This window comes from Paenibacillus polymyxa, from assembly GCF_018614975.1.
GTDB classification, from domain to species: domain Bacteria; phylum Bacillota; class Bacilli; order Paenibacillales; family Paenibacillaceae; genus Paenibacillus; species Paenibacillus polymyxa_E.
Map to the genome: position 1 here is coordinate 39,985 of NZ_JAGGNR010000019.1, position 25,965 is coordinate 65,949.

21 protein-coding genes are annotated in these 25,965 nt (G+C 45.8%); 1 reads left to right on the plus strand and 20 read right to left on the minus strand.

What is annotated here, in order from left to right:
- Window positions 1-134: 134 nt before the first annotated feature.
- From murG to J7E78_RS17725, 20 genes are all read right to left on the minus strand, one after another.
- Window positions 135-1,244 (minus strand): undecaprenyldiphospho-muramoylpentapeptide beta-N-acetylglucosaminyltransferase, encoded by a 1,110-nt coding sequence (gene murG / locus J7E78_RS17630; RefSeq protein WP_215077514.1) that lies wholly within the window; start codon window positions 1,242-1,244, stop codon window positions 135-137.
- A 7-nt stretch (window positions 1,245-1,251) separates the two neighbouring features.
- On the minus strand, window positions 1,252-2,349 hold the full coding sequence (spoVE, locus tag J7E78_RS17635; protein ID WP_074095851.1) for a stage V sporulation protein E: 1,098 nt from the start codon (window positions 2,347-2,349) through the stop codon (window positions 1,252-1,254).
- A 48-nt stretch (window positions 2,350-2,397) separates the two neighbouring features.
- A complete protein-coding gene (murD, locus tag J7E78_RS17640) occupies window positions 2,398-3,819 on the minus strand; it encodes a UDP-N-acetylmuramoyl-L-alanine--D-glutamate ligase (RefSeq protein ID WP_215077515.1) in 1,422 nt (473 codons plus the stop codon).
- A gap of 3 nt (window positions 3,820-3,822) precedes the next feature.
- Window positions 3,823-4,791 carry a phospho-N-acetylmuramoyl-pentapeptide-transferase gene (gene mraY / locus J7E78_RS17645; RefSeq protein WP_047843751.1) on the minus strand — a complete coding sequence of 323 codons (969 nt, stop codon included), beginning with the start codon at window positions 4,789-4,791 and terminating at the stop codon, window positions 3,823-3,825.
- 12 nt (window positions 4,792-4,803) lie between these two features.
- Complete coding sequence (locus J7E78_RS17650; protein WP_311517650.1) at window positions 4,804-6,216, minus strand: UDP-N-acetylmuramoyl-tripeptide--D-alanyl-D-alanine ligase; 1,413 nt, start codon at window positions 6,214-6,216, stop codon at window positions 4,804-4,806.
- Window positions 6,216-7,703 (minus strand): UDP-N-acetylmuramoyl-L-alanyl-D-glutamate--2,6-diaminopimelate ligase, encoded by a 1,488-nt coding sequence (locus J7E78_RS17655; protein WP_311517648.1) that lies wholly within the window; start codon window positions 7,701-7,703, stop codon window positions 6,216-6,218. Before J7E78_RS17655 ends, J7E78_RS17650 begins: the two co-directional genes overlap by 1 nt.
- Before the next feature lie 140 nt (window positions 7,704-7,843).
- Window positions 7,844-9,796, minus strand: coding sequence for a stage V sporulation protein D (locus J7E78_RS17660; protein ID WP_036614879.1), 1,953 nt, complete (start codon window positions 9,794-9,796; stop codon window positions 7,844-7,846).
- Window positions 9,797-9,890: 94 nt separating this feature from the next.
- Window positions 9,891-12,215, minus strand: a complete 2,325-nt coding sequence (locus tag J7E78_RS17665; protein ID WP_215077517.1) for a penicillin-binding transpeptidase domain-containing protein — start codon at window positions 12,213-12,215, stop codon at window positions 9,891-9,893.
- Between the two features lie 12 nt (window positions 12,216-12,227).
- Window positions 12,228-12,656, minus strand: a complete 429-nt coding sequence (locus tag J7E78_RS17670) for a hypothetical protein (RefSeq protein WP_215077518.1) — start codon at window positions 12,654-12,656, stop codon at window positions 12,228-12,230.
- 27 nt (window positions 12,657-12,683) lie between these two features.
- Window positions 12,684-13,634 carry a 16S rRNA (cytosine(1402)-N(4))-methyltransferase RsmH gene (gene rsmH / locus J7E78_RS17675; protein ID WP_036614882.1) on the minus strand — a complete coding sequence of 317 codons (951 nt, stop codon included), beginning with the start codon at window positions 13,632-13,634 and terminating at the stop codon, window positions 12,684-12,686.
- 18 nt (window positions 13,635-13,652) lie between these two features.
- Window positions 13,653-14,090, minus strand: coding sequence for a division/cell wall cluster transcriptional repressor MraZ (gene mraZ, locus J7E78_RS17680; protein ID WP_017687291.1), 438 nt, complete (start codon window positions 14,088-14,090; stop codon window positions 13,653-13,655).
- Between the two features lie 273 nt (window positions 14,091-14,363).
- Entirely contained in the window at window positions 14,364-15,629 is a 1,266-nt protein-coding gene (locus J7E78_RS17685; RefSeq protein ID WP_215077519.1) for an adenosylhomocysteinase, read from the minus strand.
- Between the two features lie 44 nt (window positions 15,630-15,673).
- Window positions 15,674-17,305 carry a bacillithiol biosynthesis cysteine-adding enzyme BshC gene (gene bshC, locus J7E78_RS17690; RefSeq protein ID WP_215077520.1) on the minus strand — a complete coding sequence of 544 codons (1,632 nt, stop codon included), beginning with the start codon at window positions 17,303-17,305 and terminating at the stop codon, window positions 15,674-15,676.
- Between the two features lie 155 nt (window positions 17,306-17,460).
- Window positions 17,461-19,230, minus strand: coding sequence for an ABC transporter ATP-binding protein (locus tag J7E78_RS17695; RefSeq protein WP_215077521.1), 1,770 nt, complete (start codon window positions 19,228-19,230; stop codon window positions 17,461-17,463).
- A gap of 17 nt (window positions 19,231-19,247) precedes the next feature.
- A complete protein-coding gene (locus tag J7E78_RS17700) occupies window positions 19,248-20,129 on the minus strand; it encodes an ABC transporter permease (RefSeq protein WP_397330592.1) in 882 nt (293 codons plus the stop codon).
- A 47-nt stretch (window positions 20,130-20,176) separates the two neighbouring features.
- Window positions 20,177-21,109, minus strand: coding sequence for an ABC transporter permease (locus J7E78_RS17705; protein ID WP_215077523.1), 933 nt, complete (start codon window positions 21,107-21,109; stop codon window positions 20,177-20,179).
- A 189-nt stretch (window positions 21,110-21,298) separates the two neighbouring features.
- Complete coding sequence (locus tag J7E78_RS17710; protein ID WP_215077524.1) at window positions 21,299-22,996, minus strand: peptide ABC transporter substrate-binding protein; 1,698 nt, start codon at window positions 22,994-22,996, stop codon at window positions 21,299-21,301.
- 153 nt (window positions 22,997-23,149) lie between these two features.
- On the minus strand, window positions 23,150-23,524 hold the full coding sequence (locus J7E78_RS17715) for a DUF3397 domain-containing protein (RefSeq protein ID WP_215077525.1): 375 nt from the start codon (window positions 23,522-23,524) through the stop codon (window positions 23,150-23,152).
- A complete protein-coding gene (locus tag J7E78_RS17720) occupies window positions 23,524-24,483 on the minus strand; it encodes a ketopantoate reductase family protein (RefSeq protein WP_215077526.1) in 960 nt (319 codons plus the stop codon). The genes J7E78_RS17715 and J7E78_RS17720 overlap by 1 nt, the downstream gene beginning before the upstream one ends.
- Before the next feature lie 150 nt (window positions 24,484-24,633).
- Window positions 24,634-25,284: an RsfA family transcriptional regulator gene (locus J7E78_RS17725; protein ID WP_215077527.1), complete on the minus strand. Its 651-nt coding sequence runs from the start codon at window positions 25,282-25,284 to the stop codon at window positions 24,634-24,636.
- Window positions 25,285-25,598: 314 nt separating this feature from the next.
- Here J7E78_RS17725 and J7E78_RS17730 point away from each other — a divergent pair, with 314 nt between their 5' ends.
- Window positions 25,599-25,835, plus strand: coding sequence for a DUF2626 domain-containing protein (locus J7E78_RS17730; protein WP_017687281.1), 237 nt, complete (start codon window positions 25,599-25,601; stop codon window positions 25,833-25,835).
- Window positions 25,836-25,965 lie beyond the last annotated feature (130 nt).

A 25,965-nucleotide genomic window follows, 5' to 3' on the forward strand; every position in this document is an offset into this window, starting at 1 on the left:
TGCTTCAAAACCGATGAGCACGGTATGTTCTGTTGCTACAGACCGTGTTCTGGCGCCATGGAACGATGGTCACGATTTATACGGTATCTTATGTCAGCCCCGTCTTGTGTGTGACAATCGCCCACAAAGGCACTTTATCGGCGTGCAGCAAGACGCTGAATTTCATGAACAAGCACTTCAGCTGCATCGGGTTTCCCCAGTTTCCGGGAAGCTTCAGCCATTCGTTTGCGTCCCGATTCATCATTCATAATCTTGGCGATGGCTTCATACAGGGCTTTGCCTGTAAGATCCTTCTCCAGCATCGTGAGTGATGCGCCTCCACCCTCAAGCGTGCGTGCATTGGCTTCCTGATGATTATTAGTCACGTTAGGTGACGGAATCAGGATAGAAGGAATACCCAGTGATGTAATCTCCGCAAGGAATGATGCACCTGCGCGGTTTACAATCAAGGATGTGCAGGCAAGCACCTCAGGCATATTATGCACGTAAGGCAGGACATGCAGGTGGTTTGGCATCGTACCCAATGAGCTGCGAATGGCTTCACGCGTTTCATCAAAATAGGTATCACCTGTCACGTAAACCACATGTACATCGTCCAGTTGTTCCAGCATTTGAGCCATTTCCACCATGGCCTGATTGATTGCTTTAGCTCCGCGACTTCCACCAACTACGAGAACAACACGGCTGTTCATCGGTACACCTAACGTGGCAAAACCACGATCACGGCTAGCCTGAGCTACGGTAGTCGCTCGCGGATTACCAGTGTAGATCACCTTTTTTGCGCCGGAAAACGATTTTTCAGAACCTTCAAAGCTAACGGCAACTGTGTCCACATAACGCATCAAAAATTTGTTCGTCAGACCAGGAATGGCGTTCTGTTCATGAATTATACTCGGAATTCCCAGTTTTGTTGCTGCATATACCACAGGTCCACATACATATCCACCTGTACCAATCACAACATCCGGTTTGAATTCCTTCAGCATTTTTTTGGACTTGCGTACACCTTGAATGAAACGCATGACCGTTTTCAGGTTTTCGATGGACAATTTCCGTCGAAAGCCCGTAATATCAATGGATTTAAAAGGAATATTTTCTTGGGGAACCAGCTTGCTTTCCAGCCCTCTGGTTCCTCCGATGTATAGAAATGTCGAGTCCGGATTCTCCGCCTCGCATTGTCTTGCTATGGCAACGGCCGGATAGATATGTCCACCCGTACCACCACCGCTTAGAACGACTCGCATCGCATAGTCACCTCGCATAACGGGATAAATTCACTAAAATGCCCAGTGCTGTGAGCATGAGGGTCAATGATGATCCGCCGTAACTGATCAGAGGCAATGTAATACCCGTAACAGGCATCATGCCAATGACAACACCAATGTTAATAATGACCTGTACGGCGACCATACCTACGATACCAACACCAAGCAGACTGCCGAAGGCATCCGGAACGGTCATGGCTACACGCATCCCTCTCCACACCAGCACCAGAAACAACAATAATACAATCATTCCACCTATAAAGCCGAGTTCTTCGGCCAAAATACTAAAAATAAAGTCCGTTTGCGGTTCAGGTACATAACTGTACTTCTGCCGGCTCATACCCAGTCCCAATCCCGCCAGTCCACCAGGACCAATCGCGTATAACGATTGAATGATCTGATATCCGGCACCCAGCGGATCGGACCACGGGTCCAAAAATGCTGTGATACGCTGCAACCGATAGGGTGCTGCTGCAATCAAAGCTGCAAACCCCGCTACGCCGCCAAGAGCAAGCAAGCTCAGATGTTTCATTCGCGCTCCGGCTGTGAAAATAATAAGCATCGATGCGCCCATCATCACGGTGCCAGTCCCCAAATCAGGTTGCAGCATAATAATTCCAAAAGCCAACCCGATCAATCCCAGCGGTGGCAGAAGCCCCGATGTGAAGGTTTTGATTTTGCCCGGTTCCTTGCTCAGCCAGTGAGCGAGAAACAGAATCATGCCCAGCTTCATAAATTCTGAGGGCTGAATACCGAACGAACCAATGCCCAGCCAACTTCGTGCACCACCACGAACCACACCGATTCCAGGAATGAGCACCGCAATGAGCATAATAAAACAGGCAATCAATATAGGCTTGGCATATTTCCTCCACACCCGGTAGTCTACGTTAGCAGTTACGAACATGGCCACAAGCCCAAGCACCGCAAACAGGGCCTGTCTTTTTACAAAATAAAATGAATCGCCATAGTCATGAAAGGCAAGCACCGAGCCCGCACTATATACCATAATAATGCCGATGGCAAGCAATGCCAAAATACAAATCAGCAACCAAATATCTGGTGCCGGTCGCGTCTGTTTCATCAGGAGGCCACCCCTTGCATGGAAGTAGGGGCTTTTCCACCCCCCTACTTACAAGTTATGCGCCGCCTCTTTAAAAATGCGTCCCCGCTCTTCATAGGAAGCAAACATGTCCCAACTTGCACATGCCGGGGATAACAAAACGACATCACCGGCACTGGCAAGCTTCGATGCTTCCTGCACAGCAACGGTTAACGTCAGGGCAGCGTTCTCCTCATTATCGACGACCTTAATTTGCTTTAATCCGGCAAGTTCCGCGACCTTGGCAATTTTTGTCCGTGTCTCTCCAATTGCAACGACAGCTTTTACCCGTTCCTGAAACAAGGGTAACAACTCCATCATGTCTGACCCACGATCCAGCCCTCCGGCAATTAATACGACCGGTTCCTTGAACGAATTCAGGGCCATGACCGTAGCCTTTGAATTGGTTGCCTTGGAGTTGTTGTAGTATGCAGAGCCATTATGCTCCAGAACATATTCAAGTCGGTGTTCAACCGCCTTGAAATCTGCAAGCGGCGCAGCCAGTACCGCTGGATCAGCTCCTGCAGCTACGGCAATCGCCACAGCAGCCATTGCATTTTCCACATTAAATCGTCCAGCTATGCCAATGTTCTCAATGTCGATGATGATGTGCTGATCTCCGTTTTCATCCACGTAAATTACCTGACGCTTCACATCATCCTCTTCGCCATCCACATAAGGAGGATCTGCATACACACCTGTTTCCAATTTCTCGGTCATCGAGAAGGGGATCAATCTGGCTTTGATATAAGGAACCAGACCACGACATACCGCATCATCCCAATTCAGAATGGCTACGTCGTCAGGCTGCTGATTGGCGAACAGTTTGGCTTTGGAAGCCACATAATCATCCATGTTCCCGTGATAGTCCAGATGCGTCTCTGCAACGTTAAGTAAGCTGGCAATCCGAGGACGGAAATCAACCGTTCCTTTGAGTTGGAAACTGCTAAGCTCAACAACCATCCAGTGATCTGGAGAAGCTTGCTCTGCTGCTTCAGAGAGAGGTATTCCAATATTACCGGCGACAATGGGCTTGAGGCCGGCATGTTCCAACATTTTTCCCACCCAAGTGGTTGTTGTTGTCTTGCCGTTGGAGCCTGTAATACCGATCATGGGTGCAGCACATAGATGATAGGCAACCTCTACTTCTGTCACCACCTCAATGCCCAATGCCAGCGCTTGCTGCACAGGAGCTGCATGGTATGGGATACCCGGGTTTTTGACGACCAGCTTCACACCACTGTGAATCAGATCATCCGGATGTCCTCCGCATACAACAGAAATTCCCAAAGCCTCCAATTCGGAAGCTTCGGGACATTGATCTCTCTCCTTTTTATCATTCACTGTAACCTTCGCTCCGGCACGATCCAGCACTTTGGCGACCTGTACGCCGCTTTTGGCCAATCCAAGCACGACAACTTGTTGTCCGCGATATGAATCAGGATGGTTCATGATTTACAACCCCTTGTTGAGATAAAGTCCAAGAGCGGCCAAAATTGCGCCTACCGCCCAAAAGGTAATAACAACCCGCCATTCTGACCAACCACTTAATTCAAAGTGATGGTGAATGGGGCTCATTTTGAATACACGCTTGCCACGAGTCTTGAATGATACCACTTGAATGATGACAGACAGGATCTCGATAACAAAAATCCCTCCAATGATGACAAAAAGAAGCTCTGTTTTGGTTACAATCGCTACCGCACCAATTGCACCACCAATACCCAGAGAACCGGTGTCTCCCATAAACACTTTGGCAGGATGTGCATTGTATACCAGAAAACCGAGCACGGCTCCGATCATCGCTGCTGCACACACTGCTGCCGGCATCGACGTGGCTTGCATCGCCACAATAGCAAACGCGCCAAAGGCAATCGCACTAACCCCTGACAGCAAACCATCCAGACCGTCGGTAAAGTTAACCGCATTCGTAATGGCAAGCATCATGAATACGACAAACGGATAATAGAACCATCCGGTCCAGTCAAACGAGAATGACGTACCCGGAATAGAGATGGCTGTGCTGTGTCCATTCTGGATCAGCAAGAAACACATCACTGCACTGAAGAACAATTGGCCCAGCATTTTTTGTCTGGCCGTCAGTCCCAGCGAACGTTTAAACACAATTTTGATGTAATCATCCAGGAAGCCAATCAACCCGAAGCCCAGCGTAGCCACGAGCAAGACATAAAAGTCTGTATTCTTGACTGCCGAAAATTTCAAAAAGGCCAATGTGAACGCAACTAAAATGACGACTCCACCCATTGTAGGTGTTCCGCTTTTTTTCAAATGGCTCTGAGGCCCATCTTCCCTAACTTGCTGTCCGAATTTCATTCGACGTAACAGCGGAATCAGGAGCGGTGCGGCAATCACCGCCAGAATAAATGAAACACCGATTGTTAACAGTAATACCTGAAAATCCATGGGTTCACCCCTCTAGTCTACTCGATTCTGTAATGGTGCTATTTGTAGTGCTTCGACCACGTCCTCCAGCTTCATGCCTCTTGAGGCTTTGAACAAGACAACGTCTCTCGGATGTAGTTTCTCCAGTAGATAACGGGTCATTTCTTCTTTATCTATAAAAGCATGCACAGCCTCTGCCGGCATATGCTTTCTTGCTCCTTCAGCAATATGTGCTGATAGCGGACCATATACGAGCACCATGTCCATTTTGGCAGATGTAATATACTCACCAATTCCAAGATGCAGATCCTGCTCCTGAGGACCGAGTTCAAGCATATCACCAAGCACAGCCACTTTCATGCGGTATCCTTTCAGACCTTCCAGTACATCGATTGCGGCCTTCATGGAGGTTGGACTTGCATTGTATGCATCATTCAGCAGGGTTAGACCACTAACGCCTTGAGTAACCTCAATGCGCATGCCTGTCAGTTTCAAGCGAGACAATCCCGTGGCAATCTGTTCCGTAGTCACTCCAAAATGACGTGCAACAGCTAAGGCAGCCAAACAGTTAACGACATTATGCGTTCCCAGCAGAGGTAGCGTAAATGCATGTTCTCCCGACTGTTTGGTGGTGAAAACTACTCCATTTTGTGCATTCATAAGTCCCGTAGGATAGTCATCATTATCGGTTTGCAGACCAAATGTAAACCGCTGCAATCCATTGGGTTGTTTCGTTTTGGGCTCTTCAAGGACTTGTGCAATTAAAGGCTCGTCTCCGTTGTAGATCAGTAACCCGCCAGGCTTCAACCCCGCAGCAATCTCGGCTTTGGCTCTGGCAATCTCCAATCTGGACCCCAGCTGAAGCAGATGAGATTCACCAATATTGGTTATAATCGCTACATCTGGCTGCGCAATAACCGACAGATCGTTAATTTCCCCGCGACCACTCATACCCATCTCCAAAATGATAATCTCGGTATCCGGGTCCATACTTAATACAGTCAGTGGTAAACCAATGTGATTATTGAAGTTGCCTTGCGTCTTATGCACTTTGAACGTCGTTGAGAGAATGGCATCCACGATGTCTTTCGTTGTTGTCTTGCCGTTGCTGCCTGTAATGCCGACTACAGCCGCTTTATTCTCCGTTAGATAAGCAGATGCGAGTGCTTGCAGTGCGACAAGTGTGTCGTCAACAACAATGACAGCTCCTTGTGGTGGAATACCATGATCCTTTTGCCAGATCGCCCCTGCAGCCCCCTTCTCTAAACAGGCTTGCACAAATTCGTGTCCGTCAAACCTTTCACCCACTAGCGGGATAAATAAACTGCCTTCCAGAGGTTTACGCGAATCGGTAAATACCCCTTCGACCATTACATTGTCATGAGCGGCAACGTCACTTAATGTTCCTCCACACATCTCGGCCAATTGTGCCAATGTTCTTTTTATCAATTGGATTTGCCCCTTATCGCGTCTTTGGCTATGATTCGGTCATCAAAATCGGTTTTGGTTGTGCCGATAATCTGATAGGTCTCGTGACCCTTGCCCGCAATCAATACTACATCGGCTGGGCTTGCCATTTCAATAGCTTCATGAATCGCCTCGCGCCGATCCACAGTCATCGTATAACGTTCAGCAGGAACGGATTCTTCAATCAGGCCCTGTTCAATGTCTTGGAGAATCAGATACGGATCTTCTGTCCGTGGATTATCGGAAGTGACCAGCACGAAATCACTATATTTTGCCGCAATTTTCCCCATGAGAGGTCGTTTGGTACGGTCTCTGTCACCACCACAGCCAAACACGCAGATCACACGTCCTTCGGCAAATTCCTTCACCGTCCTCAGCACGTTCTCCAACCCATCCGGTGTATGGGCATAATCGATAATAACAGCAAATGGCTGTCCTTCGTCCACTCCTTCAACACGTCCATCCACGCCGGGAACCGTCTCCAGACTACGCTTGATCTCTTCCAGCGGAATGCCTTCCACCAGTGCTGCTGAGATTGCTGCCATTGCATTGTACACATTGAATTTGCCTACCATGCGCAAGCGAATATCCGTGCTGCCTGCAAATGTATCCACGTGGAAAGAAGTCCCCTGAGAGGTGATTGAAATTTGAGATGCGCGTACATCCGCATCTTCTCCCATGCCATATGTAATGACTTCAGCCGCAGTCACAGAGATGAAATAAGCAGCAGCCGGATCATCTGCATTGATGACAGCGAATTTACGCTGTGAAGCATCTTCCGTATATCCGTTACCCAATCGTGCGAAGAACAAGCCTTTGGCCCCACGATATTCCTCCATGGAATGGTGGTAGTCCAAATGATCCTGCGTCAGGTTAGTGAACACCGCAGTCCGGAAATTCGTTCCCTTTACACGACCTTGTTCAAGTGCGTGTGAAGAAACTTCCATAACACAGCAGTCCGTACCCTTCTGAACCATGTCATGCAGACTACGCTGCAGATCAAGCGCCTCTGGTGTTGTTCCTGACATCGGGAAGGTACGACCGTCATATCGCATTTGAATGGTACCGATCAATCCCGTCTTGCGTCCATAATCGCTCATGATTTTTTCAATCAAATAGGTGGTCGTTGTTTTTCCGTTCGTTCCCGTTACACCAATCATATTCATCTTCTGGCTTGGCGAGTCAAAAAAGAAATCTGCCAAAACAGCCATCGCAAATCGGCTGTCCTTCACCAGCAATTGTGGTACAGGCAGATCCAGCTGCCGTTCTACCACCAATGCAACTGCACCGGCATTTACAGCTTTTTCTGCATAATCATGACCATCCACCGTATGTCCCGGAAGACAGATAAACAGATCACCCGGTTTTACCTGCCGGGAATCTGTCTGAAGGTTTTGGCATTCTGTATTTGATTCGCCCACAAGGCGGGCGGTGGTCAGCATCGATGCAAATTGTTTTAAAAGCACATGAATAACCTCACTTTTCCAATTATACTTCTGTTTTAACATATGTCTGTATTTATTAATATCGTCAATACAACCAAATAATGAAACGCACCTGGATGAATTTTGTTGCGCTAGAAGCCTCAAACTACCCCTAAGCCCCTTTATTCATCCTTTGTGTGATCATGTGCATCGTTCAATACATTCCCCATATAAATGCGGATGGTTGATCCCTGATCTACCCTAGCGCCAGGCTTAGGTGCCTGATTAATCACGTATTTACCACTGCCAGACTTCGCCAGCATAAAATTCATATTCAGATCTTCGTACAAATCTTCAACTGTAGCTCCTGTCAGGTCTGGGACTGTCACGATTTTGGTTTCACCATACTTGTATTCTTTGGCGACCTGATCCTTCCGAACAGGGACATTCATATAATGCAACGCATCTTCAAGGATGTTCTGTACAATCGGGGCGGCAACCACACCTCCGAATTGAATACCTTTGGGATTATCAACTGCGGTATAAACCACAATCTGAGGGTCATCTGCCGGAGCAAAACCGATAAAGGATACGATATGCTCCGTAGAGGAATAACGTCCGTTGATAACCTTCTGGGCTGTACCTGTTTTGCCACCAACCCGGTATCCATCAATGAATGCCGGACGCCCGGTACCTTTGGCGACAACACTCTCGAGTGCTTCACGTACTTGTTTGGATGTATTCTCCGAAATCACTTGGCGAACGAGTTCCGGCTTGGCTTCTTCCATGACTTCTCCCGTAACGGGATGGACCCAGGCTTTCGTAACATAGGGCTTGTAAAGTTTACCCCCATTGATGGCTGCTGACACAGCTGCTACTTGCTGAATGGGCGTTACCGATACACCTTGACCAAAAGCCGTCGTTGCAAGCTCGACAGGCCCCACTCTGGATAGTTTGAACAGAATTCCACTGGCTTCTCCGCTGAGGTCGATCCCTGTTTTGGTGCCGAAGCCAAAGTCTTTAATATAGGAGAAGAGCGATTCTTTTCCCAGCCTCTGCCCCAAAGCCACAAAGCCCGGGTTACATGAGTTCTCCACAACTTGTAAGAAGGTCTGACTTCCATGGCCGCCCTTTTTCCAGCAACGCAGACGGGCTCCACCCACCTCAACATATCCGGGATCAAAAAATTGATCCTGTTGCAGATTGACCTTTTTCTCTTCAAGCGCTGCTGCCAAAGTAATGATCTTAAACGTGGAGCCCGGTTCGTAGGTCATCCAGATCGGTAAATTGCGATTGTATATCTCCGCTGGATATTGCTGATAATCGGCAGGTTCGTATCCCGGCCTGCTGGACATCCCCAAGATTTCACCCGTTTTGGGATTCATCGCTATGGCCAATGCTGAGTTCGCCTGGAACTTCACCATAGCCTGATCCAGTTCTCTCTCCATGATGGACTGAATGGATTTATCAATGGTCAGCTTGAGGTTAAGGCCGTCCTTCGGTTCCACATACTTCTCGGATGAGCCCGGCATTAGCCTTCCGGCCGCATCGGACAAGTAGGACACACTGCCATTCAAACCATTCAGCTTATCATCATACTTCTTCTCGACACCCGTTAAGCCCTGATTATCAATGCCCGTAAAACCAAGAATATGGGCAGCCAAATCATCATAAGGATAAAAACGTTTATTGTCCTCAGCAACAACGATACCCGGAAGCTTCAAATCACGGATGCGCTGAGCTTTCTCCATCGTAATTTTGCGGCCGCCGGGTTGTAGTCGTACAATGAGTTCTCGTTTCTTGATGGTTGCGAGCACTTTTTCTTCCGTCATCCCAAGCAATGGGGCCAGCGCTTTAGCTGTCGTTTCAGCTTCTTTAACCTGAGCCGGAATGGCCATAATGGTCGGTGTTGTCACATTATAGGCCAGAGAGGTTCCATTTCGATCCAGGATCTCCCCTCGCTTGGCTGAGTAAGGAATATTACGCCGCCAGGATTCTTCTGCTTTTGCTGACAATTCAGGGCCTTCCCCGAGCTGTACATAAGCAAGCCTGATCATCAAGGCCGAAAATAACAAAACTAAAATCATTAAACTCCATAGCAATCTGCGCCGCAGATTTACGCTTGATCCCTTCACGAAAAGATCCCCCCACTCGTCCCAAAATCATGACATTCGTTCCATTCATGAATATTCAGGACAACCGGGGGTTAGAACAAGCTGTCAGAGCTCCCTAAGGAAGCGAAGCTCCGTTTGTGGCTGGATCGTCAGAGGATTCGGATTCATTGGCAGGAGCCTTGTTGTTATCTGTTTCGTCTGTTTTACCTTCTCCGCCCGAAGCTTCTTGTTCCTTCACTTCATCTTCTGACGACGGATCAGAAGAGATTGGAGCCTCATCGGCTATACCTGTCACTGCAGCTTTGGCAGTTTGCAGGTTCAACTGTACGGTTCTCTGCTCACCTGCGACCTGCTCGGTTTGCTTCACGACATAGCCCTCACCCTTGACTGTAACCCCCACTTTCATGAGAGAAAGTACCTCAAGAGCATCACGGAGAGATTCACCTGTTAGATCGGGAATCTTCATCTTGCTGCTTTCTTCAGTTAGCAGATAGATTCGTTGGCCTGGATTCATAGAGGCGCCAGCAACCGGATACTGCCGAATTACATTATCACCTTGACCAAGAGTCACATAAGCAATACCTGCGCCTAGAAGCTGGCTTCTGGCCTGTTTGGCTGTCTTGCCACTCAGATCAGGCGCCTTGGCTTGCACGACAGAGACTTCTTTTGACTTTTTGTCAGGAGTTTTGGCTGTATCTTTGGGTACTCCCATGTATTGAAGCGTTTGGCTAACGATTTTTTTGAATACAGGGGCAGCTGCAGTTCCTCCCCCGATATTGGTACCGGCAGGTTGGTCAATGACAACTAGTATAGCAATCTTCGGATTATTCACGGGTGCGAATCCAATAAACGATACAACGTCTTTTGACTTGCTGTATGCTCCGTTAACAACCTTTCTTGCCGTACCTGTCTTACCAGCTACACGGTAACCTTCAATATAGGCGTTACGACCGGTACCAATCGTTTGGTCTGCAACCACTTGTTCCAGATAACCGCTCACCAGCTTGGAAGATTCCTTGGAAATCACCTGACGAACCACTTTAGGTTTGATCACTTCCGTTGTCCCATCATTCGGGTTCTTGATCTCCTTCACCAGATGTGGCTCCAACAATTTGCCGCCGTTGGCAATTGCAGAGATGGCTGCAACCTGTTGAATTGGTGTTACCTGTACAAGACCATGCCCATAGGCAGCCGTGGCAATCTCGGATTTGTATACAAGTGGCTTGATCGGTGACGCTGACTCATTCGGCAGATCAATACCTGTCTTTTTACCAAAACCGAATTCGTCTATGTAATGACGCAGACGTTCACCACCAAGCATGTTATAACCCAAGTTAACAAAGGCAATGTTACTTGACCTTTTGACACCTTCAAGATAAGATATCCAACCATAGGCATGTCCATTATCACTAATTGGGAAACCACCGATATACATACGTTTGGATTCGAAACTTGCATTGGGGTCGAAAAGTTTTTCTTCTACAGCCCCTGCCAGCGTAACTATTTTGAATGTACTACCTGGCTCATAGATGGATTGCGTAGCATGATTGATAAAATTCTTTTGATCAGGTGTACTCCCATACGAATTCGGGTTAAAGGTTGGCCAATTCGCCATGCCTAGAATCTCCATCGTGCTCGGGTCTGCTGCAATGACCGTCATACTCAGTGGATTATACTTGGCAACGGCTTCTTTCATTGCATCCTCAATGTAGAACTGGATCGTGTCGTCGATGGTTAGCGTAAGGTTTTTACCGTTCTGAGGTGGCAGATAGTTATCCTGTGAATCCGGAAGTTTAATGCCTTTGGCATCCTTCTGATAATTCAGATATCCATCTGTGCCTGTCAGTGCTTCATCATAGGAGACTTCAAGTCCATTGACAGCTTTCCCGTCACGGCTCATATATCCCAAGAGATGAGAAGCAAGTGTTTCTTCAGGGTAAAAACGCTTCGACTCCTGAGCCATGACAATTGCATTACGAGCCTTGTACTCTTCTTGTAATTCCTCACGCAGTTCGTTGACTTTTTCCGCAAGCTCAGGACTTATCTTATATCCTTCACTGCGTACTTCACGTTGCTGATAGAATTCATCCTTGGCATTTTTGGCTGTGACCAAAGCACGCATCTCACTCTCATTTTTCCCAAGAAGGGCAGAGAGTTTCTCCGTAACAACATCCTGAATTCCGAGTTCATTAATTAATAACGGATTAACAGAAACCGTATACGCAGGCGCATCAGTAGCCAAAATGTTACCATTTCGATCCGTAATCGTTCCGCGTGCAGCTTTAATCGTCTGTTCCCGCTCTATCAGAATAGCCGCCCGTTCCTGCCATTTACCGCCATTCACAACTTGAATGAAAAAGATTCGGGTTACGAGTACAAGAAAAAAGAGGGTAATACATCCCCCTATAAGCAACGTGCGCATCTTTATTCTTTTTATCATCGGAACACCTCTTTACTTACTGCTTGCTGTATTTGAGGACGACTCAGTACCAGTTGATTTCGTACTTGTTGAGCGAGGTACATAAATGACATCCTTACCTGAAGCTTCAACGTAACCCAGTTGTTTTGCATTTTCGATGACCTGGTTGTTCAATGTTTCTTTTTCCACCTGCAGGTCTGCAATCGTCTTTTCATACCCCTTGATATCCGAAATAGTGGACTGCGCCTGCTTGTTCAGATCATAGATCTGAGCATAACGAGACATCAAGGCTCCTCCAACAAGGATAACTGCAACAAGGGTAATCAGATACAAAATCTTCTCGCGTGCCGGAAGACCCGTACGACGGGTCACCACTTTGGTCGTTTCTTTGTATCGTTGCTGGGTCACACGTTCCTGGGACACTTTTTCTTTTACAGCGAGATTACCACGTGTATATGCCATACTCCGATTCTCTCCTCCACTCTTGATCTACAATTTCTCAGCTACGCGCAGCTTGGCTGAACGAGCACGTGAATTTTCGGTCAATTCCGTTTCCGTTGGAATCAACGGTTTTCTGTTAACTAAACGCAGGGTCCCCTTGCCGCCGCATACACACAATGGAAAATCGGGTGGACATGTACATTTTTCCAGATAACTGCTGAAAATCTGTTTACATATCCGATCCTCAAGGGAGTGGAAGGTAATAACAGATACACGTCCTCCTGGTGCCAGACAACGAACAGCCTGATGCAAACCTTCTTCAAACGCACCCAACTCATCATTGACGGCAATACGTAATGCCTGGAAGCTGCGTTTGGCAGGATGTCCACCAGTACGGCGAGCTGCCGCCGGGATGCCTTCCTTGATCAGCTCCACGAGTTCTCCTGTTGTCTCAATGGTAGACTGCGCTCGTTTTCCGACGATAACACGGGCAATTCTTCTCGAAAACTTCTCTTCACCATAGCGATACAAAATTCGAGCAATCTCTTCTTCTGGCCACTCATTCACAATCTCTTTGGCCGTCAGCATTGCATCCTGGTCCATTCGCATATCGAGCGGAGCATCGTGATTGTAGCTGAAACCACGTTCTCCTTCATCAAATTGCGGAGATGACACACCCAAGTCGTACAAAATACCATCGACCTGTGGTGCACCATCCTTCATTGGTACATCCAGATCCTTGAGTACCTGTTCCAGATCTCGAAAATTGGTTTTCACCAATGTTACACGTTCTCCATAAGCAGCGAGTTTCTCGCGAGCATTATCCAAAGCCCAATCATCCTGATCAAGTGCGATCAGACGTCCCCCTGGACCGAGCTTGGAAGCAATCACGGAGCTATGTCCGCCACCGCCTAAAGTGCAGTCCACGTATATACCGTCCTGCTTGATGTTTAATCCCTCTGTTGCCTCTTCTTTGAGTACGGTTATGTGGTGAAACAACCTGCACCCCTCCTGACTTTATAAATCAAAATTAAAATCGACCAGCTTTTCGGCAATGTCGTTGAATGCTTCTTCGGATTGATTGAAATAACTCTCCCATATGCCTTTGCTCCAAATCTCCACCCGGTTCGACACGCCAAGAACAACACAATCCTTGTCCAGCTTGGCATACTCTCTTAAATTACCCGGCAGATTTACCCTGCCCTGTTTGTCCAGTTCACATTCGGTTGCACCCGAGAAAAAAAATCGGGTAAACGCACGTGCATCAGATTTCATCAATGGCAGTGCTTTGAGCTTCTGTTCCATGACCCCCCACTCCTCCATGGGGTACACGAAAAGACACTGGTCCAAACCCCGTGTGACAACGAAAGAAGGTCCCAGAGATTCGCGGAATTTGGCCGGAATGATAACCCGACCCTTATCATCAATGCTATGTTGGAACTCCCCCATAAACATTGGCCCACTCACTCCTCACCCGTTTCTCCCACTTTGCCCCACTTTCCACCACCTAAGCATAATAGATTCGCACAAAAAAATCAAAACCCTTCTTGCATGACTTGATTTTTTAATTTTTCAGCATAAAAAAACGTCCTTGATCCTGTCATTCAGGATCAAAGACGCTTCCCGTAAACGGGCAATCGTATGTCTACCCACACATGAGCCATATCACCAATAAACCATTATATATCTATTGAATCATTTCATCAGCTTGTAATTATTGGGTAGTGCTTAAAATTTCCAGCTATCCAGGTATTTCTCTTGCTCAGCTGACAAGGAGTCGATGCCAATATTTAGGCTTTCAAGTTTATAGCTGGCAACCTGCTGGTCAATATCATAAGGTACATTAACAACGTTTTTACCCAAGTTTTCATAATTCTCACTCACATAACGCAGACCAAGTGCCTGCAAGGCAAACGTCGTATCCATGATTTCGGCAGGGTGACCATCTGCTGCACCCAGGTTCACAAGACGACCTTCTGCAAGAAGGTACATTTTACGACCATCTTTGAAACGATATTCCTCAATGTTGCGACGAACTGTGCGAATCGATTCGGAACGTTTAGCCAGTTCAGGTTTATTCACTTCAACATCAAAGTGACCTGCATTACTCAGGATCGCTCCGTCCTTCATTACATCGTAATGCTCACCTGTGATAACATCCTTATTGCCTGTAACTGCGATAAAGAAATCACCCAATTGGGCGGCTTCCACCATCGTCATGACCCGGAACCCGTCCATGTGTGCTTCTACTGCTTTGATTGGATCGATTTCGGTTACGATCACATTCGCACCAAGACCTTTGGCGCGCATCGCTACACCTTTACCACACCAGCCATAACCTGCTACCACTACGTTTTTACCAGCGATAACCAAGTTGGTTGTACGAATAATCCCGTCGAATGCAGATTGTCCAGTACCGTAGCGATTGTCAAACAGATACTTGCAGTATGCGTCATTAACCGCAACCATCGGAAACTTCAATTGGCCTTCTTTCGCCAATGCTTTCAGACGAATAATACCCGTTGTCGTTTCTTCTGCTCCTCCGCGAATTGTTGCTGCGAGGTCAGGGCGCTCGGATGCAATAATGGTTGCAAAGTCTCCACCATCATCAATAATGAGATCAGGCTTCACCTCAAGCGCACGCAGTTGCAGTGATTTGAATTCCGCAGGCTCCGGATTGTACTTCGCATACACCGTAACGCCGTCTTCCACCAATGCTGCGCAAACATCATCTTGTGTAGACAATGGATTGCTATGCGTAATTGTTACTTCTGCACCACCCGCTTGAATCACTTTTGCCAAGTAAGCTGTTTTCGCCTCCAGATGAAGACAAATGGCAACCTTCAAACCTTTGAAGGGCAGATCCTGTTCGAACTGGCGACGAATGCGGTTTAACACCGGCATGTGTGCTTCTACCCAATCAATTTTCAGGTGCCCCTCTGAAGCGAGTCCCATATCTTTAACAATACTGTTTTGCAATGCAGGTGTAGTCATATCATATCCTCCTCGTTTTTGTGTTTCTTCTATTATAAAGGGCTCTATAGTACAATAACCTTGTGCTCTCCAAGGAATTCGCTTGAGGCCTTAATCAGTTCATCGATCCACTCGGTGCCATAACGATTCAGGTAAAAGAGTGCATTATGTACTCGTTCCTGTGGTTTGCCCGTTGGGAATAAGGAGTTCTGAATGCCGTTCCAGTGCCTTAGACTGACATTATGTTTGTCTTCGATAGCTTTGTGAGTCTGCTGTTTCAGATACTGCATTTGCTCGTTGATTTTACTCAAATTGGTATCGCCTATTCGTTCCAGCCCCGGATGAATCTCCGCGATCTCATCTAGCAACGGTCCATATAGATCAAGAAACGCTTCCTGAACCTTGTCAAACTGTTCATCTACCTGGAACGTCTCCTGCTGTGCGAGCCACTGCTCCTTCTTTTCTTCCATATGATATTGAACATCCTGAAAAGAAAGTCCATATTGTTTCATACGTTTGTGATGAATATCTTCCATAATGGTGAAGGACAACCGCGGCAACAGAATCGGCATTTGCAGTCCGAACTGACGGAATGCTTCCCGAGTCAAACCCCAATATGCAATTTCACCTTGCCCCAAAATAACAGCGGCTACAGGCAGCACGGAATCTTGCATTAATGGTCGTGTCAATACGTTGTTACTGAAGCGCTCCGGATGTTCTTCCAGTTCCTGAAGCAAACGCTCCTCTGTGAAAGAAACCAAACCTTTGCGATCACTATATAACCCGTCCTTCAACAACAAGAGCAGTCGCGTACCTTCATGAATGTAGAACAGATTGGCTCCATCCTCCGCTACTTCGGCAGGCATAGCATAACCAGCTTGTTGTACCAGCGAAGCTCCTTGTGTGTATGCGCTGCGCAGCACTTCATTTTTGCGTATCAACCGCTCAAACACGGGCTGCTCCAACCTGCGTAACTCTGGATCTGATGCATCCATTAGAACAAGTCCACTGCTGGCAAACAAAGCAGATATCATCCGGGCAAATGCATCACTCAGATTTGAACTGGATTGATGGATCTCTGTGATGCATTTCATCAATCCTGGTTTATGTATCGTATCAGGTAACAGATGTTCTACCTGTTCGAGTACATTCATCCACTGCTGCGTATCCACATGAACATTACTCACAGAATCCCTTCCTGCGAATCGTCCTTGTAACTTGACCTTTTTCATGTCTCCCTGATGATCAGGTAGATACGTATGATTAACTTCATCCCAGTCATGGTCTTCACCGGCAATCCAAAACACTGGAACTACCGGGCGTTGAAGTCTTTCTTCCGCTTCACGCGCAGCTGCCACTACGCTGGCGGCTTTGTATATGACGAACAGTGGTCCGGTGAGCAGACCGCTCTGCTGTCCTCCTGTAACCACTAGTGCATCTTGTTCTGCAAGACGTGTGATGGACGCATGAACCTCTCCATGGTCGTTCACCCGCTTATTATATATACGTAAATACTCTGCCAGATCACGACGATCAATACGTGTGTTTTCCGATTGGTCCAGCCACTCGGCACGCGCCTGAAGTCCTGATTCCCAGCGAATGTCATACTCGTAAAGGCCACGCGCAGCATCTCTTGAACAGATATAATCTTCTGCAAGTCTTGATCCGCTGCGGAGTGCCTCGGTAATACCGTTCATGAGGTCTGCCTCCTATTCTACTTCAAAGAGCCTTTCTTAATTGTACCGAATTCAAGGCCGCTTCGTCAAAAGAAAGTAATTAAAAAACGAAAAAACCGCCGAACGAGTCGGCGGCACTTAAACATCAATAATAGCATATCGCTTTAATATTCCTGTTATACGTAAGGTTCTGCAACCCAGTGACCTTTGGAAACCTCAATTAATTGAGCATTTTCCAGGTTGTATGGGTCATTTGCAGGACCACCAGATCCATTCTGTAGTGGACTCATATGCTCTTCCGGCAGCAAGATGCGACGTTTGTTCGCTTCCACTTCCGGATCAGGTACAGGGATTGCTGAAAGCAAGGTTTTGGTATAAGGGTGGACAGGGTTCGCATACAGTTCTTCACTCTCTGCGAGCTCAACCACTTTACCCATGTACATTACAGCGACACGGTCACTGATATGTTTAACCATTGACAAATCATGCGCGATAAACAGGTATGTCAAGCCGAGACGTTGCTGAAGTTCTTCAAGCAATTTAACGACCTGCGCCTGAATGGATACATCCAGTGCAGACAATGGCTCATCACAGATGATGAATTTAGGGTCTACAGCAAGTGCACGCGCAATCCCGATCCGTTGTCTTTGACCACCAGAGAATTCATGTGGATAACGGAGTGCATGACTTGGGTTCAAACCTACCAGATCAAGCAGCTCTTCCACTCGTCTCTTGCGCTCTTTAGAGCTGGAAGCCAGGCCATGGATATCCAGGGATTCCCCGATAATATCCATAACATTGAAACGCGGGTTAAGAGATGCATATGGATCTTGGAAAATCATCTGCATATCTTTACGTATTTCTTTCATTTTGCGCGGGGACAACTTGTAGATATCCGTTCCGTTGAAGTTAACATTTCCGCCAGTTGGCTCATAAAGACGCAGAATGGTACGACCTGTTGTGGATTTACCACAGCCAGACTCGCCTACAACGCCAAGTGTTTCACCTTCAAAGATATCAAAGCTTACGTCATTGACCGCTTTGAGAATGTTACCTTTACCCAAATTAAAGTACTGTTTCAAGTTTTTCACTTGTACCAGAGGCTTATTGCTGCCTTTGATAATACCAGCCGGAGTTGGTTTCTCTTTTTTGGGCTCGTCCAGGCGAGGCAATGCATTCAGCAATTTAATCGTATATGGATGTTGAGGGTTACTAAAGATTTCAGCAGTTGTTCCTGTTTCTACAACTTCGCCTTCTTTCATAACAACAACACGGTCACACATACCTGCTACAACACCAAGATCATGCGTAATGAGCATGATTGACGTTCCAAGCTTTTGCTGCATATCTTTCATGACATCCAGAATTTGAGCCTGAATGGTAACGTCAAGTGCAGTTGTCGGCTCATCCGCAATCAGAAGGGATGGACGACATGCAAGCGCGATCGCAATCATGGCACGCTGACGCATACCACCAGAGAATTGGTGAGGATAATGATTCATGCGAATAGCCGCATTTTTAATACCTACAAGTTCCAGCATCTCCAAAGCCGCTTTATTCGCCGCTTGTTTGGACATGTTCTGATGCTTGCGCAATACTTCCGTAATTTGTTTACCAACTTTGATGGTAGGATTCAATGATGTCATTGGATCTTGGAAGATCATACCGATATCTTTACCACGAATCGATTCCATTTGTTTGTCTGTCTTATTCAGCAGGTCTTGCCCGTGAAAAGTAATTTCTCCGCTTTTGACCTTCGAAGGCGGGGAGGGAATCAATTTCATGATGGTTTGGGCGGTAACACTCTTACCACTACCCGATTCACCTACGATCCCCAGCGTCTCTCCTTTGCCAATTTCAAAACTTACATTTTTAACGGCATCAAATTCACCAGAACGTGTTGAGAACGACACACTCAGGTCTTTGACTGTTAAAATCGGCTCCATAATCCCACCTCCTATTTCTATTTACGTAATTTCGGATCGAGTGCGTCACGCAGACCGTCTCCGAGCAAGTTAAATGCAAGCATTGTAAGAACCATCAGACCTGCTGGGAACCACATCCGCCACGGGAATAGCGTCCAGCCTGTAAGTGCATCATTGATCATAGAACCAAGTGAAGATCTTGGTGCAGATACACCTAATCCAAGGAAGCTCAGGAACGCTTCGGCAAAGATGGCATTTGGAATAGACAACGTCAATGTTACAAGAATCGGTCCTATTGCATTGGGCAGCAAATGACGGAACAATTGACGCCCTGTGCTTGCTCCCATGGACCTTGCAGCAAGAATAAAGTCTCTGTTTTTGAGTTGCATAATTTCACCACGCACAATCCATGACATACTGATCCAGCCTGTGATGGTAAGGGCAATGATAATCGTTGTCAGACTTGGTTCCAGTACAACCAGCAACAAAATTACAACAAGCATGTACGGCAAGGAGTAGAGGATTTCGGAAAACTTGTTCATAATTCCATCTACACGTCCACCGTAGAAACCCATGATCGCTCCATAAATAACCCCGATAACAAGGTCAATCAAGGCTGCGGCCAAACCTACAGTAAGGGATACACGTGCTCCTACCCAAGTTCTTACCCACACGTCACGACCAAGCTCGTCCGTACCGAACCAGTGCTCCGCACTCGGCGCTGCATTGGCATTCAACAAATCATTGGAATAATAATTATAACTAGTAAACAAAGAAGTTGGACCAATCAAAGAGAAAATCACGACAAGAAACAATACACCTAGACTAATCATTGCAGCCTTATTGGTTGCAAGTCTGTACATGGCATCTTTAAAAAGGGATACACTTTCTTGCGGTTTAACCGCTGCCTGACTAGTCAGGTCAGTGTTCGCCGTTTCATTGTTTTTATTATTCGTGCCAGACAACGTTATGCCCCCTTCCGGCTTTCCAGCTTAATTCTAGGATCAATCAGCACGTAAGCGATATCCGTAAAGAAACGAGCCAACATCAGGAGGATACCATAGAAAATCGTAATCCCCATGATCATAGTGTAATCACGGTTTGTGATACTCTCTACGAATACTTTACCAATTCCCCCGATGTTAAAGATCTGTTCAATTACAACGGAACCTGTGATGATATTCGCTGTCATTGGACCAACATAAGTTACTACTGGTAGAATACCGTTTCTTACAACGTGTTTAAACATAATTGCAGGCCATTTCAGACCTTTGGCTTTAGCTGTTTTGATATAATCTGCATGTAAGACTTCAAGCATGCTCGAACGCGTCAAACGAGCGATAAAAGCAATTGGAGATGCAGATAACGCTGCAACCGGAAGAACGTAATCAAGTGGTCCGTCAAAGCCCATAACGTTAAACCAGCCCAGTTTGAAAGCAAAGACATATTGAAGTAACGACGCAAGCAAGAAGCTCGGAACAGCAATACCTATGACAGCGACGACCATGGTGACATCATCAATCAATTTGCGGTGATGCACTGCTGCGAGAAGACCCAGCAACACACCAACAACAATGGAGATAATGATTGCAAATATACCCAATTTTAAGGATGCTGTAAATGTCTGAACAATCATGTCAGAGACACTTTGGTTGAGATAGTTCATTGAAACCCCAAAGTCCCCTTTTACAATACCACCCATATACTTGAGATATTGCACATACATCGGTTTATCCAGTCCGTACTTTTGTTCAAGTAATAGCCGAATTTCAGGCGATACTTTTTTCTCCGATGTAAAAGGGTCACCAGGAATCGCCTTCATCAGGAAGAAAGTCAGCGATGCGAGTATAAAAAGCGATAGCAGCATAAATAGTAGTTTCTTCAACACGTACTTAACCAACCCTTGCACACCTCCACAAACAATATTTTGTATACAAATCGATTGTAGAATTAGACAGAAATAAAGTCCAATCCATATATCGGAAATTTCAAGAATTATAAGGAAATTCGGTGCACATACAAAAAATCGGGATATATATGGAATTCCACATATATATCCCGAAGTATTCATATTAGACTTCAGAACAACTTATTTCTCTTCCAGATATGCACGCGTGAAGTCAATTGCTCCACTGAAATCAAGTTGTACGCCTTTCAGGTAAGGCTTGGTCAAAGATACGTTAGTGTAATAATAGATTGGCATTACGCCCATTTCATCTTGAATCAGGATTTTCTCAGCATCAGCAAAAGCAGCCATACGTGTAGCTGGATCAGCAGATTTCACAGTGTCTTTAACATCTTTGTCATACTGTTCGTTGCTGAATTTGGCATCATTGTTTGTGTTTCCAGTAGTCCACATTTCCAAGAAGTTGTACGGATCGCTATAGTCAGCAGACCAGCCCGAACGAGCGATTTGGAAGTTTTGTTTTTGACGGTTATCTAAAAATACTTTCCATTCTTGGTTTTCTGTTTTCACGTCAACCCCAAGGTTTTTCTTCCACATATCAGCAACAGCAAGCGCGATTTTCGCATGACCATCACTTGTATTGTAGATCAAAGTAACAGCAGGTAACGTCGTGTAGCCTTCTTCTTTCATACCTTCAGCAAGCAATTTTTTCGCTTCATCCACATTTTCAGTGAAGTAATCGTCTTTGTGCTCATCACGGAATTCACCGTTTTCACCACGGATACCTGGAGGTACAAAGCCGAATGCTGGAATTTGTCCACCTTGTGTTACTTTATCAACAATGAGTTGACGTTCAATGGACATCGCAAATGCTTTACGAATTTTAGCGTTGTTGAATGGAGCTTCATTTACATTGAACTGGTAGTAATACGTGCTTGCGATACCCGTTGCTTTGAACTCATTCGGCAATTCAGCTTTAAGGGAAGGAATTTGGTCTGTTGGGATCTCACCATTCGGATGACCAGTGTAGTCCAATTGTCCTGATTTGTAAGCTTGCAGTTCGGAAGCACTACTGCTTGTCAGAGACATATTGATTTCAGTCAATTTAATATCAGAAGCTGCGTGATAAGCATCATTTTTCTTCACAACGATTTTCTGACCTTTAGCGAACTGGTCCATTACAAATGGTCCGTTAACGATCATGTTTTTGTAGTCTGTGAAGAATTTGTCATTTGTGTCAGCAGATGCATGTACTGGGTAGTACGTATAGAATGCTGTCAGACCCAAGAAGTAAGGTGTTGGATTTTCCAACGTCACTTCAAGTGTGTGCTCATCCGTAGCTTTAACGCCTACTTGTGAGAAATCTGTGACTTTAGTACCTTTGTATGTTTCATCTTTGCTGAGGTTGTAACCTTCAGCGCCTTTAATATAGTACAATTGGTATGCATATGGAGAAGCTGTTTCCGGTTTCAAAGCACGTTCCCAAGAACGAACAAAGTCTTCGGCAGTGATTGCATCACCGTTGCTCCATTTAGCATCCGGGTTCAGGTTGAAAACATATTTCAAACCATCTTCGGAGATCGTCCAGTCTTTAGCTACGCCAGCGGCTTCTTTACCGTTTTCATCGATGCGTACAAGACCTTCATACAAAAATTTCAGAACTGTGTTGGTTTGGCTGTCTTTTGCTTGAGCCGGGTCCAACGTAGGAGGTTCAGCAGTCAGGTTGATTTTCAGGATTTGATCTTTAGCGAGACCATTTCCTTCGCTTGCAGAACCAGTATCGGTGTTACCTGTGCCTTCGTTTTTCGATCCGCACGCTGCAAGTACGGTACCGAACGCCAAAATCAGCGTCAAAAGGACTAATAGACTTTTCCTTTTCATCTAACACGTTCCCCCTAAATGGATATGGTTTATATGTTTATAGATTATACAACCACCGGTCAAAAAAATCTACATTACTTTTTCAGAAAGTAATGTTTTTTTCAGTTTTCGACAAAATCGACACATTTTTTGCCTCTTTTGCGTTATGTATCCTCACATCTGTTGCATGAAGTATCTAAATAATCCAAATAAAGTAAACAAAATATACCCGAAACTCATGATGACAAAGGCCATGCGCCATACGGCCCGGAACATTCTCCCCCCATCGACCTTTCCCTTTAGTCGATTTTGCGCACCTCCGATAAATCCAAGTGCTAGTAGTATGAGTAATAATGTCAGATAAAAACCAAAATTCGAATCAAATGTTAAGTTGAATAACGCCGATACTGAAAAAACAAGAAAAAAAGTGGTTACATCCATTGCCATCCGCATGGCGTTCCGTTTGTCTTTTTTCCATACGTACATGCCCCAATAGACAAGAAAGAACGGAAAAAAGGGCAATATGCTCAACACAATAAAAAGTCCCATTAACTCACTCCTTCCGGTTGCATTCCTTCAATCAGATGAAGCAGTATTTCATGTGTAGGTGCAACAAGGTCCAACTTCTGTGCCATCTTTACAATATGACCGTTAATTGACCTCACTTCTGTACCACGTCCAGCGAGAACATCTGCGAGCATGGAGGAAGTATTCGTGGCAGTAGAACGACAGACCGATATCAGTTGATCCCACATATCCTGATCCAAACATATTCCACTTGCAGAGTAGATTAACAATACTTCATCATATAACTGGCGCATTAGCCTCTTTCGTTCTTCCTTAACGATCAATTCTCCATTAGGGATTCTCCATACTGCCGTGAGCGGGTTAATGACTGAATTAATCAATAGTTTCCTGTATATCAGCTTATCGATTTCATTCGACACTGTACAGTCAAATCCTGCCTGCTGCAATAATCCCGCTAGAGTAAATGTTTCCCTCTCTTCTATAGAGGTAGAAGCTACTATATGTATGTTGTACCTCCCCAGCCTGGTTTCACCTGTACCTGCACGAGTCACCTGACTTTGTGTACGCTTCGCACCTTCTGTTGTAACCGCACTACACAGAAGCGACTTCGGCAAAGCTGCTTGAAGTTTCGCCAGATGGCCCATCCCATTCTGAAAACAAGCGACATTCAGCACATAATCTTGTAATGGATTGATCTCATGAATGAAATCATCAATGCTTGTCTGCTTAATCATGAGCAGCAACCATTCTCCTGGTGTGTTCTTCCATGTGTCAGTCAGCTCACTTATTGGTTTCGCCTGTATTTGCTCCGGTAGAATATGTATCTCCTCGTCTTGTTCCACAATGGTTACTCCATCATGACTGAGGAGGTCTGCCTGAGCAGTTGTTCTGGTCCAAAATCTGACCTGGTTACCTGACGCCAGCAGTTTCCCGCCATACAAAAGACCAAGTGCCCCCGCTCCTACGATGTCAATGATCATATGATGCACTCCTCTTCGCTTCAGTAGTTTCTCTTTTATTATCTATAATAGAACAAAAACACCAAACTAAAAACCCGTCATACCTGCCGTTGTGTAACGGAGGTGTGGCGGGCTCATACCTGAATTTCACAAATCAAACGTCTGAACTTGTTATTCAATTCGTTCCAAATTCCCGTTGGCATCCATCTTGAAACGTGTCTTAAGTTCCTCTTCTTCTTCGGACAAAAATGCGAGTCTGCGAGCCCGATCCATAATCTGAATCAAAGCTTTGTAGTCATCATTCACCACACGGTAATCCGTCTGTACTTCATTCACTTCCTTGGAGAGACGGTCATTCTCAAGACGCAGTTCAAGCAATTCATCTTCTTTCTCCCGAAGCTCCTTCTCCAGCATCTTGAGTTGACGATTACTCTCCTGCACTGTTCCCTTCCATTGTCGCAGGAAGCGGATTACTGCATCCATCGATAATGAATCGTCTGAGATCCCATCTGATTTGTACAGATGTTCTTCAGTGTCCAGGGTAGACAATGCAGCAACCTGTGGTCCGAGCATAGCTGGCTGTTTTCTGAGATAACTTCGTTTTTGCCGTTGTGCCTTGGCGTTACTGATCGCAGACTCATACTTTTTACGTACACAACTGTTCCAGCGAAAGCCGCATGCGGCAGACGTTCTGCCTATTTTCTCGCCCACCTCTTCAAAAGCGGCCAATTGTGTACTACCTTCCCGAATATGACGCAAAGTAACCTCTGCCAATATCAAATCATCCTCTGTACTCCAAGCATCCTGTCTCACTGCAGTCATGCTATAATACCCTCCTAACAACATCCTAAAATAACCGTCCGCATTACCGGAAGCCCGGTATGTGAATTAGGTATAAAAGCTGCTTCATTCATTCTTATGCCTCTCATAGAGTTCATAGAATTGATTTCATACTAAAATGTATTTCCACATTCAGGCTTGCTCATACGTGACATACGTAAAACTTATCCCTCTATACTTACTTTGGTGAAAAAAAGAATTCGCTTTCATATCCAAATTTGTTTACACGTTTTTCCTTTCCCGGTATAATGTTGTGTAGACAATCTATGAACGTACTTAGGAGAGGAGGATTTACCGTGGCACGCATGTTTCGGGTACTCGGGTTCTTCACGCTTGCAATTGGCCTGATGGCTTTTGCGGGAGATCTGGTCGAAATGGCTTTGCTTTTTTTCCTGCAGACTGCGTTTTTTGTCATTTTGGGATACTTGAAATTTACCGAGCGAACGTACATATTGCTCTTCTGGGGTTATATGATCGTAACATTCACTGGGTTCAGCTACTGGACCGTATTCGAAATGGGTTTGCCGCTCTAATCCACCTGCAGCATCAAAGTGATCCGATATCTGTCGGGTTGCTTTTTTGTTGTGTTCAGATTAAATGAATGCTCATGGTGTTATGTAACCACTAAGGATATTTCACGTATTTGTTTCATATATTGTCTGG